At 56.5% G+C, this 13,595-nt stretch carries 16 protein-coding genes, 1 tRNA gene and 1 pseudogene; 6 read left to right on the plus strand and 12 right to left on the minus strand.

Features of this window, described 5'->3' with window-relative positions; all coding sequences use genetic code 11:
- Positions 1-61 precede the first annotated feature (61 nt).
- Complete coding sequence (locus ACA059_RS20710) at positions 62-1,345, plus strand: nucleotide disphospho-sugar-binding domain-containing protein (protein WP_497630804.1); 1,284 nt, start codon at positions 62-64, stop codon at positions 1,343-1,345.
- On the opposite strand, the gene ACA059_RS20715 is transcribed toward ACA059_RS20710, so the two are convergent.
- Both ACA059_RS20715 and ACA059_RS20720 read right to left on the minus strand, forming a co-directional pair.
- On the minus strand, positions 1,323-1,715 hold the full coding sequence (locus ACA059_RS20715) for a cupin domain-containing protein (protein WP_497630805.1): 393 nt from the start codon (positions 1,713-1,715) through the stop codon (positions 1,323-1,325). The genes ACA059_RS20710 and ACA059_RS20715 overlap by 23 nt on opposite strands.
- A gap of 18 nt (positions 1,716-1,733) precedes the next feature.
- Positions 1,734-3,131: an NAD(P)/FAD-dependent oxidoreductase gene (locus ACA059_RS20720; protein WP_497630806.1), complete on the minus strand. Its 1,398-nt coding sequence runs from the start codon at positions 3,129-3,131 to the stop codon at positions 1,734-1,736.
- A gap of 146 nt (positions 3,132-3,277) precedes the next feature.
- Here ACA059_RS20720 and ACA059_RS20725 point away from each other — a divergent pair, with 146 nt between their 5' ends.
- The 3 genes from ACA059_RS20725 to ACA059_RS20735 all read left to right on the plus strand — a co-directional run bounded on the left by ACA059_RS20725 (position 3,278) and on the right by ACA059_RS20735 (position 5,244).
- Complete coding sequence (locus ACA059_RS20725; protein ID WP_497630807.1) at positions 3,278-4,108, plus strand: helix-turn-helix domain-containing protein; 831 nt, start codon at positions 3,278-3,280, stop codon at positions 4,106-4,108.
- Between the two features lie 81 nt (positions 4,109-4,189).
- Complete coding sequence (locus tag ACA059_RS20730; RefSeq protein WP_497630808.1) at positions 4,190-4,726, plus strand: AAA family ATPase; 537 nt, start codon at positions 4,190-4,192, stop codon at positions 4,724-4,726.
- Between the two features lie 233 nt (positions 4,727-4,959).
- Entirely contained in the window at positions 4,960-5,244 is a 285-nt protein-coding gene (locus ACA059_RS20735) for a hypothetical protein (protein ID WP_497630809.1), read from the plus strand.
- A 156-nt stretch (positions 5,245-5,400) separates the two neighbouring features.
- Here the strand turns inward: ACA059_RS20735 and ACA059_RS20740 are convergent, their stop codons facing one another.
- Positions 5,401-5,964, minus strand: coding sequence for a TetR/AcrR family transcriptional regulator (locus tag ACA059_RS20740; protein WP_497630810.1), 564 nt, complete (start codon positions 5,962-5,964; stop codon positions 5,401-5,403).
- Between the two features lie 150 nt (positions 5,965-6,114).
- On the opposite strand from ACA059_RS20740, the gene ACA059_RS20745 reads away from it, so the two are divergent.
- Entirely contained in the window at positions 6,115-6,816 is a 702-nt protein-coding gene (locus ACA059_RS20745; protein ID WP_497630811.1) for a glutathione S-transferase, read from the plus strand.
- A 228-nt stretch (positions 6,817-7,044) separates the two neighbouring features.
- On the opposite strand, the gene ACA059_RS20750 is transcribed toward ACA059_RS20745, so the two are convergent.
- Together ACA059_RS20750 and ACA059_RS20755 are read right to left on the minus strand one after the other, a co-directional pair.
- Complete coding sequence (locus ACA059_RS20750) at positions 7,045-7,260, minus strand: hypothetical protein (RefSeq protein WP_033061728.1); 216 nt, start codon at positions 7,258-7,260, stop codon at positions 7,045-7,047.
- 368 nt (positions 7,261-7,628) lie between these two features.
- Entirely contained in the window at positions 7,629-8,318 is a 690-nt protein-coding gene (locus tag ACA059_RS20755; protein WP_497630812.1) for an SGNH/GDSL hydrolase family protein, read from the minus strand.
- 127 nt (positions 8,319-8,445) lie between these two features.
- Between ACA059_RS20755 and ACA059_RS20760 the strand changes: the two are divergent.
- Positions 8,446-8,574, plus strand: a pseudogene (locus ACA059_RS20760) (integrase); the annotation flags it as partial.
- A gap of 75 nt (positions 8,575-8,649) precedes the next feature.
- Here the strand turns inward: ACA059_RS20760 and ACA059_RS20765 are convergent.
- The 7 genes from ACA059_RS20765 to rpmI form a co-directional block, all read right to left on the minus strand.
- Positions 8,650-8,726, minus strand: a tRNA-Pro gene (locus ACA059_RS20765).
- Positions 8,727-8,815: 89 nt separating this feature from the next.
- Complete coding sequence (locus ACA059_RS20770) at positions 8,816-9,172, minus strand: MerR family transcriptional regulator (protein ID WP_003179985.1); 357 nt, start codon at positions 9,170-9,172, stop codon at positions 8,816-8,818.
- Entirely contained in the window at positions 9,153-9,455 is a 303-nt protein-coding gene (ihfA, locus tag ACA059_RS20775) for an integration host factor subunit alpha (protein WP_002553164.1), read from the minus strand. The genes ACA059_RS20770 and ihfA overlap by 20 nt, the downstream gene beginning before the upstream one ends.
- A 3-nt stretch (positions 9,456-9,458) precedes the next feature.
- Positions 9,459-11,840 carry a phenylalanine--tRNA ligase subunit beta gene (gene pheT / locus ACA059_RS20780; RefSeq protein ID WP_497630813.1) on the minus strand — a complete coding sequence of 794 codons (2,382 nt, stop codon included), beginning with the start codon at positions 11,838-11,840 and terminating at the stop codon, positions 9,459-9,461.
- 26 nt (positions 11,841-11,866) lie between these two features.
- Positions 11,867-12,883 (minus strand): phenylalanine--tRNA ligase subunit alpha, encoded by a 1,017-nt coding sequence (gene pheS / locus ACA059_RS20785; RefSeq protein ID WP_007905876.1) that lies wholly within the window; start codon positions 12,881-12,883, stop codon positions 11,867-11,869.
- A gap of 109 nt (positions 12,884-12,992) precedes the next feature.
- A complete protein-coding gene (gene rplT, locus ACA059_RS20790; RefSeq protein WP_007905879.1) occupies positions 12,993-13,349 on the minus strand; it encodes a 50S ribosomal protein L20 in 357 nt (118 codons plus the stop codon).
- 27 nt (positions 13,350-13,376) lie between these two features.
- Complete coding sequence (gene rpmI / locus ACA059_RS20795; protein WP_008145659.1) at positions 13,377-13,571, minus strand: 50S ribosomal protein L35; 195 nt, start codon at positions 13,569-13,571, stop codon at positions 13,377-13,379.
- Between the last annotated feature and the right edge of the window lie 24 nt (positions 13,572-13,595).

Below are 13,595 nucleotides of genomic sequence, written 5' to 3' on the forward strand. Positions count from 1 at the left end.
TAAGACAGCATCCAGTCATCTTCAGGCACGGCGGGCTGTACCCGCCTCGGACGTCCTCGCCATGCACACACAAAAACTTATCGCCTTGTTTCCGGAAGCCAGTTTCGGCGCGGCCTTGAACTGCATTGGTATCGCCCAATCGCTGCGTGAGCTGGGAGCAAAACCGGTCTTCATCTGCCATGAACATTTTCAGGGACTCTTCGCCGAATACGGCTTCGACGAGTACCCGATTCCGCAAGCCAGTCCATTGTCGGCAGCGGAACACCAGCATTACTGGGAACGCTTTATCGAGCGCAACATTCCCTACTTCGACCAGACTCCGCTGGCACAGATCGATAGCTATGTGGCGCCGGCCTGGGAAGCCATTATCGACACCGCGATTGAAGCGGAAAAACCGCTGCAACAGTTGCTCGGGCGCCTTAAGCCGGACGTCATCGTCCTCGACAACGTGGTCATGTTCCCCGCCATCGCCAACGCGGGATGCCCGTGGGTACGGATGGTCTCCTGCGCTGAAACCGAACTGCCGGATGCCGCCGTGCCGCCCTATTTGTCAGGCTGTCTGGCGGACGACGCGGATGCCCGCGAACGTTTTACCGAGCATTATCAGAAGGCCGTAGCACCGGCCCATGAACGCTTTTCGCAGTTCCTCGCGAGCAACGGTACGTCACTCTGCCCACCTGGCCAGTTCCTCAACGATTCACCATGGCTCAACCTGTTGCTGTCGCCGACGCCGGTGCGTTATGAACGCCAGTCGCCGCTGGACCCGCAGCGCTATGTGTACCTCGACGGTTGCGTACGCCGCGAGGCGCCTTACATCGTTCCCGACTTCCCACGGCACAACGACGCGCCGCTGATCTACATCAGTTTCGGCAGCCTCGGTGCCGCCGACACCGACATGATGAAGCGCCTGATCGGGACCATCGAAACCCTGCCCTATCGCTTTCTCATCAACGTTGGCGCCTATCGGGACATGTACACCACCGTCCCGGACAACGTGTATCTGGACAGCTGGTTTCCACAGCCGGCCGTGCTCAAGGAGTGCCAGTTGTTCATCCACCACGGTGGCAACAACAGTTTCTGCGAAGCGCTGTACTTCGGCTTGCCCTCATTGATCATTCCTTACTGCTGGGACGGTCACGACAATGCCGTACGCGCCGAGGAAGTCGGCGTCGGCCGTTACTTGCCGCGTTTTGCCGATCCACTGTCCGCGCTCCCCGCCGCCCTTGAACAACTGCTGGCCGATCAGTCGATGAAACAGCGTCTCGAAGCGTTCAGCGAAAGTATGCAGGCGACTCGCGGCACTGACATTGCGGCGCGAGCGATCATGGCGTTGCCTGACGCCTAGCGGTTTCGACGCCACCCCTGAGGATCATGAACACCTTGCGCACCGGCGTCAGGTTTTCCCAGGTGCCTTTGAAGCCCGCGGCGACCACAAACGTGGCGCCGGCCTTGAACTCCTGGCTAACGCCATTGCTGTCGGTCAGACGAACGTGTCCTTCAAGCAAATGACAGAGTTCGTCGTAGTCGCATTCACATCGCTCGAGGTGCTCCGGCGCTTCCCAGATACCTCCGACAGCTTTTTTCTCCGGCGCCACAAAGTGCCGCCAGCTACGACTGCGATACGGGGTGTCGACCACTTCGGGATCGCTGGTTTCCAACTCGACGATGGGCAAATCAGGGTTGGCAAAATCGATGATGTGATCAGGTTTACTCATGGTCATTCTCACTCCAGTTCAAGAATCAAAACCGATACCCAGCGCATCAAACCCTTTGAGCAGCCAGTCGCGGTGCCCGGTAAGGTCTTCGCGGGCCAGTGAGCGCTGCGCCAGCGACACGCCCACATAACGCAGGGGCTCGGGTGGAAACGGAAAAGGGGCTGTCGAGGTCATTGCCAGTTTCGTGCGCTCGGTCGATTTACCCTCGAGCAAATCAAGCATGGTCAGCGCCGCGAAACGACTGGCGGACACGCCCTGCCCCGTGAACCCTTGGGCATACGCAATGCGGCCGTTGGACGATGTTCCGCAGAACAGGGTGGTGCGTGCGGAGGTATCGATGATGCCGCCCCAGGCATGGCTGAACGTGACGTCCGCCAACGCCGGGAAAGCCGATTGAAATTGCCGAGCCAATGTCGCAAAGCTTTCCGGACGTTGCGTCAACGCCTCATCGCGCCGGCTCCCGAAGTGATAAATGGCGTCGTAACCGCCCCAGAGAATGCGGTTGTCTTCGGTTTTGCGCAGGTAATGAAACTGGTTGCCACTGTCGGCAATCCCGTAGCGGCCGACCCAACCGATTGCGCGCAGTTGAGCATCGTCGAGCGGCTGAGTCGCTAATGCGTAGTCATAAATGGGAATGACCTTGGACTTCAGCGACCCCAGCAACGGTGGCGCGATGTTGGTGCCGAGTGCGACTTTGACCGCTTTGACAGAGCCCAGCCCGGTTTCCAGTACCTGATGATTGCGATCTTGATGCAGTGTGGTCACCGGCGAATGCTCGAAAAGCTGCACACCTTGCGCAAGGCACACGCGTCGCAGTTCCGCGACCATCTTCACCGGGTTTAGCAACGCATAATTGGGCTCAAAAACGCCCGCGACATAGGCCGGGGAGTCGAGGTGTGACTTGAGCCTCGCGCCATCCAGAAATTCGCAGGCGATGCCAAAGCGCTCGTAGTTACGCTGCATCGACCTTAGCCCTTCAACCTGCCAGGGCTGACTCGCGACATTCAATTTTCCGGAGCGCTCAAACGCTACGTCCATGCCATAGCGCTGCAGATCTTCCTCAAATGCCACCAGGTTTTCCCTGCCCAGTCGCACCAGTTGCTCTGCTTCCTTGGGCCAACGTTTCAGCGCATTGGAAACACCGTGGGAAATACTCGGCGCACAGAACCCGCCATTGCGCCCACTCGCCTCGCCACCGCACTGCCCGGCTTCAAGCACAACGATGGTTGCTTCAGGCCAGCGCTGACACGCCATCAACGCAGTCCATAGCCCGACAAATCCGCCGCCCACAATCGCAATATCACACGTCACTTCACCCGTGAGCCTCGGCGCGGCGGTCGCAGGCGTTCGGGTTTCCTGCCAGACAGGATAAGGCCGAGCGTCCGCCAAGGACTGGTTCGTGATGTGACGTGTCATGCGCTCATGCTCCGTAAAATTCTTGGGCTGACGCTAAAGCAATAACCGACGCTTTCACAGGCACAACGGGCAAGCAAACATCGCAGCGGACACGGGCGGAAAAGTACGGCTTCTGGAATACTCTGGGCTTTGCCCTGATCTGCACCATGGAGCTCGTCGTGGAAGTACCTGATTTACCCACCACCCCAACCTTCCTGGCGGATCCTTCGAGCACACAGACTCATGAAGTTGCGGTGCGTTATCACGAGGCATGGAAGCGGCGCGACCTGGACGCCGTGATGGCGCTCTATCACCCGGCTATCGAGTACAACGATTTTTTCCAGAACCGGACCATCGAGCACGCGCAATTGCGCGACTATCTCGCGGCAAGCATGCCGGTGGGATCAGAAGAGTTTCAGGTATACACCGATCGCTTGCGCATCGATGGCGACACCGCGTTCTTGCAGTACCGGGTGACGCTCAATGGCAGCGAGGGTCTTGTTTCATTCCGCACTGTTGAAGCGCTGTCGGTACAGGACGGGCTGATCATTAAAGTCAACGAACACGCGATGCTGGTCAGCCACGCCCCAACGTTAACCCGCCCGGCCTATAGCACTGAGGCAGTTAGTCGTTTGGGATTATCAGCCCGCCAGGTCGGGGCGCTTGCCAATGATTTGCAGCAGTACTTCGAACAGACCAAGCCCTACCTCGATCCACGGCTGGATCTGTCTCATGTCGCAGCATCGACTGGCTACACACGCAACCAGATCTCGTTCTTTCTCAATCAGGTTCGGGGGCAAACGTTTTATACGCTGCTCAATCAGCTGCGCCTGGATGAAGCCCTTTCACGCTTGAATGCGCAACGCCACGCCTCGCGCATTGACGAGATTGCCAGCGCCTCAGGCTTTAACTCGCTGTCCACGTTCTACCGTTGCTTCAAGCAAAAAACAGGGTGTTCGCCGAAGGCTTATTTGCAGCAACTGTCTCGTCCTGAATAAGGCTTACATCCATCCATAAGCCTTTAACTGGCCATCCAAAACCTGCACAATCGCCGGCTTTTTTCGCGACAGGAAGTCCTCATGCAACGGATTGTAATTCTGGGCAATGCCGGTAGCGGCAAGTCCACCCTCGCCCGCGCCCTCGGCAAGCGATTGAATCTGCCCGTGGTGCACCTGGACACGCTGTTCTGGGAGCCCGGCTGGGTCGAACCCGACGCTGAGCAGTTCCGCACACGGGTCCGCGAAGCGGTCGCACCGGATGCCTGGATTTGTGAAGGCAACTATGCGCGGCGAACCTTCGACCTTCGCCTGCCCCGTACCGACCTGATCATCTGGCTCGATACGTCGCGGCTCACCTGCTTCACCCGGGTGATCATGCGCAGCGTAATGAACCGCCCTCGCCCTGACCTTGCAGCAGGCTGTACCGAGAAGCTCGACCGGGCGTTCCTGACCTTCCTGAACTTCGTGTGGAATTTCGATCGTGGCTATCGTCCAGGTATCGAGGCAGTGCGCCTGGCCATAGGCCCGCAAATTTCTACGGTGCACTTGCGCGGTACCCGGCAGATTGCCGCATTTCTCGATAGCTTGCCCGCAACGCCTGGAATCTGCCTTGAATAGATGGAGGGTGACTTTCGCCTTCCCGGCTGTCGATCCGAGCAGGCCCAGCAAGGGTTGTGAGAGAAAACCCTCGGGTTCGCGAAGAAGTCTGTTTGACGCACAAAGAAAAGTCAGGTTTCGATGTGGCATTTTTACGACTACATTTATCCGTCAGAACTACCTCTGCATCCATAGACAAGCAGCTAGCGGCACGAGTGCTTACGAATACATGCTCCCCACTTCGAGGATCAGACATGCATCCATCCTTTCTGCAGCGCATCGATGAGCTCGGCGCCCTGCTCGTCCACTCCAATGCAGCACGCATCGATTTCTTCCGGCGCACTAATCGACTGAAGTCGCGCCGCGGTGTTCGCTTCCAGGTGGTGACCATGCAGCTCGGCATCTTCCAGGTCATCGAGCGATACACTGGCAAGACTTGGGCCTACCGTTTCAGCTACCAAGAGGCCATGGATTTCGCCATCCAACTCGAGGAAAAGTCCAACCGTCGGAAGGGAGTTGCGCGGTGTTCGGCGAGCTGATGCCGCATCCGTGAGACGCGGTGATCGCCGATTCTGACTGACGAACTGTTTCTAGAACGTTTTCACACGGCCTGGGGCGAAAGCAGCCATTCGTGACGTACTGCTTTCACCCCTTCGGTCAGGCTGGAAACGGCCCACCATGACGCGTTAAGCCAGTTATGTCGGAAGGAGTCCCGCCTCTTGATAGCTCTGAACCAGTTCGTCGAATAAACCGATATCGAAGCGCGTTCGGGCAATCAATTGAGCACCAGCAACGGCGGTGTAAATGGCGCGGGCACGTCGCCCGCACACTTCAATGCTTCCCAGGCCGATATCAGAGAGTACTTTCGTCAGCCACGCCACATTGATGTCTGCAAACGCCAGCACTTCACTCTTCACCTCCTCGGGCAGGTCCTGGTATTCCGCAGCCATGAAGCTGGACAAACACAGCCTGTTGCCGTCTTCCAGGGATGTTCGAAAGATGCTCGGGTACGCCTGCAGGCAGCGAATCGGATCGGGGTTTTCACCGCGCAGGGCTTCCAGAACACTGGCAGTGTCCTCCCGGTATCGTCTGGCTACTGCGGCGCCGAGGTCGGCCTTGCTCGAGAAATGGTAATAGATGCTTGCGTTCTTGATCCCCACCGCATCAGCAATGCTTCGGAAATTGATCCCACTGTAGCCGTGGGTTTGAGCGGCCCCTTTGGCGGCTTCCAATATGGCTTCCCGGGCATTTTCGCTCACGTTTTCATTCCTCGATTCTTTGATTGGCGTGGTCATCTGGCGCGATGTTACTCGCATATCTCACAACCTGCCAATTGGTAGGTAGTTGTTGACAGCACAGAAACAAGCGCCCACTCTCTACCTACCACTTGACAGGCAGGTAAAGAAATCATGACTTTTCAGCAGCAACACTCCGACGCGTCGAAACTCCCAATGATGAAAATTTACGACTGGTACAACGGGCCCTACCCGGCGCGGGTCCGAATCGCGTTAGCAGAGAAAGGCCTGCTGTCCCGGATCGAGTTTGTACCGGTCAATCTATGGACAGGCGAGCACAAGAAACCAGCGTTTCTAGCCATCAACTACTCCGGAACACTTCCCGTCCTGGAGTTGGCCGACGGTACGCTCATCGCGGAGTGCACCGCTATCACTCAGTACCTGGATGTTCTGGATGACAGCCCTGTGCTCACCGGTAAAACGCCCACTGAGAAAGGCATCATCCATATGATGACCAAGCGTGCGGAAATTGAATTTCTGGACGCTGTCAGCGCGTACTTCCATCACGCAACGCCGGGGCTTGGGCCGGACGTCGAGCTTTCTCAGAACCCTGAATGGGGTGAGCGGATGCGGGATAAGGCCGTAAGGGGGATGCACTATTTCAACAGCGTCCTGAAAAATCAGCCTTTTGTGGCGGGCAATGCATTTTCGATGGCCGACATTGCGGTACTGGGCGGCATGATTTTCGCCTCGCTGGTGAAACTGCCTATACCTGATGAATGTGAAGCATTGCGTGCATGGCATGCCAGAATGAACGAGCGATCAAGCGTCCAGGAATGGCGCGCCATGGTGAAACAAGGCGAGCCAAAAAACTGAGAAAAAATGCATCTGGGTATGACTCACTCGCCTGCGGCAGCTATCGGCTGTGGATTCAACCAGTCGATGCAACTTCCTGAAGTACCGGCGCGACCTAGTGCGCCGGTCACTTCCACCACCGCTAATTCACTTTTTTATTGAAACAATCGTCGCTCTGCCACCTTCGAAAGGGTATGCCTCATACACATTCTGGCCACTTTAGGCCTTTCAATGAGTCCATGGCAGTCTTCAATGAAGAGTCACAACCCTGCGGCTTTCGCCAATCCTGATCCGGTCCAGTGCCCTGTTTAGAGAATCCAAGGCGTCAAGGAGGGCTTTCGCCTCGATCTCTCGACCATCTCCCCAAAGGCGTTCAGCCATTCTGTTCAGGGCTTGGATGGCGTGCTCAATTTCATGAGCAGTAGCCGTCGCTGCTACTTTACTTTCCGTCTTTTTCTTCGGCATTCAGTAACCCTTCTGCAGGGCATTGCTCTGTCTTTCAATTGTTAGCGCGAATACATCGCCCACCGGAACAAGTGCTGCTCTGAGGCTCGGTGAAGCTGTTGTGTCCGAGCCCAGGACTAGGCGCGCCCTTCACGCCCATACATCTTGCTAACGACACGGAATTTATCACCATTGAATCGCCACTACGAGCAGCTACGAGTGGTTTCATCCTCTCTGGAATTAGCAAATATCAATTTAGCAATTTGTACTACTGGGTGATGCGCATCGTCATCCAGTGTGCTCTTGCGATACGGGTCACACTGCTGTTTTTCTCCAGGTCTCCTGGCGAAAAAAAACCCGCCGAAGCGGGTTTTTCATCGATGTTCAGGTCAATTTGGCGAGGCGGCACTCAAATTTTCAATCAATGACGGGGTCACCACTGCGCGATATCCATCAGCATTTGGGTGCAATCCATCCGGAACATACTGATTAAACAGGTCGGGATTTGATTTAAAGACCGCCTCCCACCTTGGATAATTGTCGATCAGACGAAGTCCCCTGGCTTTTGCGACATCCCGGTACATCTGGAAGTAATCCCTTAACTTCGGTCTCTGCACTCCAGAGTCTCCAATCACTGGATTCGTCACCATTAAAATGATCTCCGTCGATGACTTGGCTGCCTTGAGCCGGTCAATCATTAGCTCGAGGTTTTTCCGCGCTTGTTCGACAGTGGTTTTGTTGGGAAGGAAAGCGTCGTTGATCGCGAATTCGATAAACACCGTGTCCGGGCTTTTGGAGATAACTCGACTTTCGAGATTTTCAACCCCCCACCCCGACCACATAGAACCCTTGCCACTATTGATAACCGTGGCACGTCCAGGGTAACGCTGATTCAGATCATCCCCAAGCTGCTGCACCCAGGCGCCAAAGGCCGTCAAGCTCGTACCATAAGCTACGACGGTCTGCGCCTTGCCAGCATCAAGGTTTGAATAGAGATCGCTTTCCTGACCAGCAAAGCTGGCCGCGCTTAACGAAAGTAACATTCCAGCAAACAGAGCCTTGGCCCACAAACCATTCATTCAACTGTCCCGATCTTTTCACAGGTGGCAAGGATGAACCTGTGAGCTTGAGGCGTCCAACAGATTTAGGATCGGGTGGCATTGGTTCTCACCCCGTAAGGTGCCGGCGAGGATGTCTGGGTCATTGTCCGGAAAGGATGGGCAGAAAATTGCAGGACATGCGAACGAAGGCATGGCCAAAAACTACCAGCGGGACCAGGAAATCGTCTGCTCCGAGGCGAATCCTGACCCGAATATCAGCGAAATCACCGGGTAGTTTTGCGCGGGTTTGCGCAAACCTGAAATGAGAAAGGGATCAAGCCCGTTAAGTACTTGATCCCCTTACGAAATATGGTCGGGACGGAGTGATTCGAACACTCGACCCCTAGCACCCCATGCTAGTGCGCTACCGGACTGCGCTACGCCCCGACTAGGCGTTAAACCCGTTCCCCTTCTCGAAGAACGCTCAAGAATATATCGCAAGCTTTTGAAAACTGGAAGTATTTAAAAGCAGGAATTTATTTCTTGAGTACCACCAGAACATCCTCCAGCTCGGCGATCATCTGGCGGATCATTTGCTTGTATTGGGTCGTGTCGTCTTTGGCTTCATCGCCGGACAAACGCAAGCGTGCGCCGCCGATGGTGAACCCCTGATCGTAAAGAAGCGCGCGGATCTGCCGGATCATCAGCACGTCTTGTCGCTGATAATACCGGCGGTTTCCGCGCCGTTTGACGGGGTTGAGTTGAGGAAACTCCTGCTCCCAGTAACGCAGCACGTGTGGTTTTACCGCACACAGCTCGCTGACTTCACCAATGGTGAAGTAGCGTTTGCCTGGGATGACGGGTAGCTCGTCGTTATGACTTGGTTCCAGCATAAGCCTCAACTCGGGCCTTCAACTTCTGCCCTGGACGAAAGGTGACCACACGGCGAGCCGTGATCGGGATTTCTTCACCCGTTTTCGGATTGCGGCCAGGCCGCTGGCGTTTGTCCCGAAGGTCGAAATTTCCGAAACCGGACAATTTGACTTGTTCGTTGTCTTCAAGAGCGTGCCTGATTTCCTCAAAAAACAGTTCAACCAATTCCTTGGCTTCCCGTTTATTCAGGCCCAGCTCTTCATACAGACGTTCCGCCATCTCAGCTTTCGTCAGAGCCCCCATACGTCACTTCCTTAACGTGGCGTTCAACCTTTGTTCGAGCGAGGTGAGGATGTTTTGCGTCGTGGTATTCACCTCATCGTCATTAAGAGTGCGCGATGGATGCTGCCAGGTCAAGCCGACTGCAAGGCTTTTTCTATCAGGATCAATGCCTTTACCCTGATACACGTCAAATAGCCTGAGGTCTGTCAGCCATTCGCCTGCATTTTCACGGATTACGTCCAGCACAGCATTGGCCGCAACGTCCGTGGCCGCAATCAGGGCCAGATCACGACGCACTTCAGGAAAGCGCGATAACTCCTGGAATTTAGGCATTTTGCCCAACGCCACTTCGGCCAAAACCAGCTCGAATACGAAGACTGGACGGTCAAGACCGAGAGTTTTCGACAATTCAGGGTGGATAGCACCGACGAAACCGACCAAGCGACCTTCACGTTCGATGCGCGCGGTTTGACCCGGGTGCAACGCAGGGTGTTTGCCCGGTACGAAAGTGAATGAATCCAATGCACCGGCGAAGCCCAGCACCGCTTCCACGTCGGCTTTGACGTCGAAGAAGTCCACCACATCGCGACCTTGTGCCCAGCCTTCCGGCAGACGACTACCGCAAACAACTCCCGCCAGCATCGGCTCTTGCTTCAAGCCATCCAACTGACCAACGAAACGCAGACCGCTTTCGAACAGACGCACGCGATCCTGTTGACGGTTCAGGTTGTGCTGGAGCGCCTTCACCAGACCCGGCCACAAAGACGAGCGCATGGCGGCCATGTCGTTCGAAATCGGGTTGGCCAACAACAGCGGTTCGACACCTGGATTAAACAGCTCAAACTGTTTCGGATCGATGAAGCTGTAGGTGATCGCTTCCTGATAGCCACGGGCCACCAGCAGACGACGCAGCTCAGGCAGATCGCTACGCGCTTCAGCCTTGGCCTGCGGCGCCAGACGAGCTTGCGGGTAGCGAACCGGCAGACGGTTGTAACCGTACAGACGGGCGAGCTCTTCGATCAGATCGACTTCCAGGCTAATGTCGAAGCGATGGCTTGGCACTTCAACGCGCCACTGCCCTGCCCCATCGGCAGAAATCTTCAGACCCAAGCCGCTGAGCAGTCGCTCGACTTCAGCCGAATCCATTTCCATACCCAGCATCTGAGTGATGCGTTGCGCACGCAGAGTAACTGGCGCAATCGACGGCAGGTGCTGCTCGCTGACGGTTTCAATGATCGGGCCAGCTTCGCCGCCAGTGACTTCCAGCAGCAGGCCGGTGGCGCGCTCCATCGCTTCACGAGCCAACTGCCAGTCCACGCCACGCTCGTAGCGGTGCGAGGCGTCGGTGTGCAGGCCATAGGAACGGGCCTTGCCAGCGACAGCAATCTGATCGAAAAACGCGCTTTCCAGGAAAATATCACGAGTGGTCGTGGTGTTGACGCCACTGTGCTCGCCACCCATGACGCCGGCGATGGCCAGGGCGCGGGTGTGGTCGGCAATTACCAGCGTATCGCTACGCAGGCTGACTTCCTGACCGTCGAGCAGTACCAGCTTCTCACCCTCTTCGGCCATACGTACGCGGATGCCGCCATTGATTTCGGCGAGATCGAACGCATGCAGCGGTTGACCCAGCTCCAGCATCACGTAGTTGGTGATGTCGACGGCAGCGTCGATGCTGCGCACGTCGCCACGACGCAAGCGCTCGACCATCCACAGCGGCGTCGGCCTGGACAAGTCAACGTTACGGATCACACGACCCAGGTAACGCGGGCAAGCGGCTGGCGCCAGCACTTCGATCGAACGCACTTCGTCGTGCACGGCTGGCACGACAGCGACCACCGGACGGGTGACTTCGGCGGCGTACAGCGCGCCCACTTCACGGGCCAGACCGGCCAGGGACAGGCAGTCGCCGCGGTTCGGGGTCAGGTCGACCTCGATGCTGGCGTCGTCCAGGCTCAGGTACTCGCGAATGTCCTGACCCACCGGCGCATCAGCCGGCAATTCCATCAGGCCATCGTTGCCTTCGCCGACTTGCAGCTCGGCTTGCGAGCACAGCATGCCGTTGGATTCAACGCCACGCAGCTTGGCTTTCTTGATTTTGAAGTCGCCCGGCAGTTCGGCACCGATCATGGCGAACGGGATCTTCAGGCCCGGGCGCACGTTTGGCGCACCGCAAACGACCTGGAAGGTCTCCGAGCCATTGCTGACCTGGCAAACGCGCAGCTTGTCGGCGTCCGGGTGCTGCTCGGTGCTCAGCACCTCGCCCACCACCACACCGGTGAATTCGCCGGCGGCCAACGTAACGCTATCGACCTCAAGACCGGCCATCGACAGACGAGCAACCAGCTCGTCGCGACTTACCTGCGGGCTTACCCAGCCACGCAGCCATTGTTCACTGAATTTCATCCTGCTCTCCTAAGAATTCGTTACGACTAGCGAAATTGCGCGAGGAACCGCAAGTCGTTGTCGAAGAACAGACGCAAGTCGTTTACGCCGTAACGCAGCATGGCCAGACGCTCAACGCCCATACCGAAGGCAAAGCCCGAAAACTCTTCCGGGTCGATCCCGGACATGCGCAGCACATTCGGGTGAACCATGCCGCAGCCCATCACTTCCAGCCAGCCAGTCTGCTTGCAGACACGGCAGCCTTTACCGCTGCACATCACGCATTCCATGTCGACTTCGGCGGATGGCTCGGTGAACGGGAAGTAGGAAGGGCGGAAACGCACGGCCAGTTCTTTTTCGAAGAACACGCGCAGGAACTCTTCGATGGTCCCTTTCAGGTCGGCGAAGTTGATATCGCGGTCGACCAGCAGGCCTTCGACCTGGTGGAACATCGGGGAGTGGGTGATATCGGAGTCGCTACGGTACACACGGCCTGGGCAGACGATGCGGATCGGCGGCTGTTTCGATTCCATGGTGCGGACCTGTACCGGCGAGGTATGGGTGCGCAGCAACATGTTGGCATTGAAATAGAAGGTGTCATGCATCGACCGGGCCGGGTGATGGCCTGGGATGTTGAGTGCTTCGAAGTTGTGATAGTCGTCTTCGACTTCAGGGCCTTCGGCAATGCCGTAGCCGATGTGAGTGAAGAACTGTTCGATACGTTCCAGAGTGCGAGTAACCGGATGCAGACCACCCGAGGTCTGGCCACGGCCAGGCAGGGTCACGTCAATGGACTCGGCGGACAGTTTGGCGGCCAGGTCGGCCTCTTCAAACAGTGCCTTGCGCGCATTGAGAACCTCTGTGACACGCTCCTTGGCAACGTTGATCAGGGCGCCGACTTGCGGACGCTCTTCTGCCGGCAAATTCCCCAGGGTCTTCATCACCTGAGTCAATTCGCCCTTTTTGCCAAGGTAGTGAACCCGGATTTGCTCCAGGGCATTGATATCTTCAGCGCTTTGCACAGCCTCTAGAGCTTGAGAGACGAGCGCATCCAGGTTTTCCATGTACAGACTCCAGATACAAAATAGGGGAAGAGCTTGAAGGCTCTTCCCCTATTTATGACGTTTAACACCTGACCCCACAGAGGTGAGGCCGGGTGACTGTCGGGGGTACTTAAGCCAAGGTGGCTTTAGCTTTCTCGACAATCGCAGCAAACGCCGCTTTTTCGTTCACTGCCAGATCAGCCAGAACCTTACGGTCGATCTCGATGGACGCTTTTTTCAGGCCGGCGATGAAACGGCTGTAGGACAGACCGTTGATACGTGCACCAGCGTTGATACGAGCGATCCACAGAGCGCGGAACTGACGTTTTTTCTGACGACGGTCACGGTAGGCGTATTGGCCTGCCTTGATTACCGCTTGCTTGGCAACACGGAATACGCGCGAGCGAGCGCCGTAGTAGCCTTTAGCAAGTTTCAGAATTTTTTTGTGACGTTTACGGGCAATGACGCCACGCTTTACACGAGCCATGAGTTACTTCCTCTATTCTTGACTAAATTAACGAAGGCGCAGCATGCGCTCGACTTTTGCCACGTCACACGGTGCCAGCAAGCTGCTACCGCGCAGTTGACGCTTACGCTTGGTCGACATTTTAGTCAGGATGTGGCTCTTGAAAGCGTGCTTGTGCTTGATACCGTTAGCAGTTTTCAGAAACCGCTTAGCAGCACCACTTTTAGTTTTCATTTTTGGCATGTTCGGATACTCCGCATTCAGTTG

The sequence above is a fragment of the Pseudomonas sp. LBUM1647 genome (assembly GCF_059716175.1).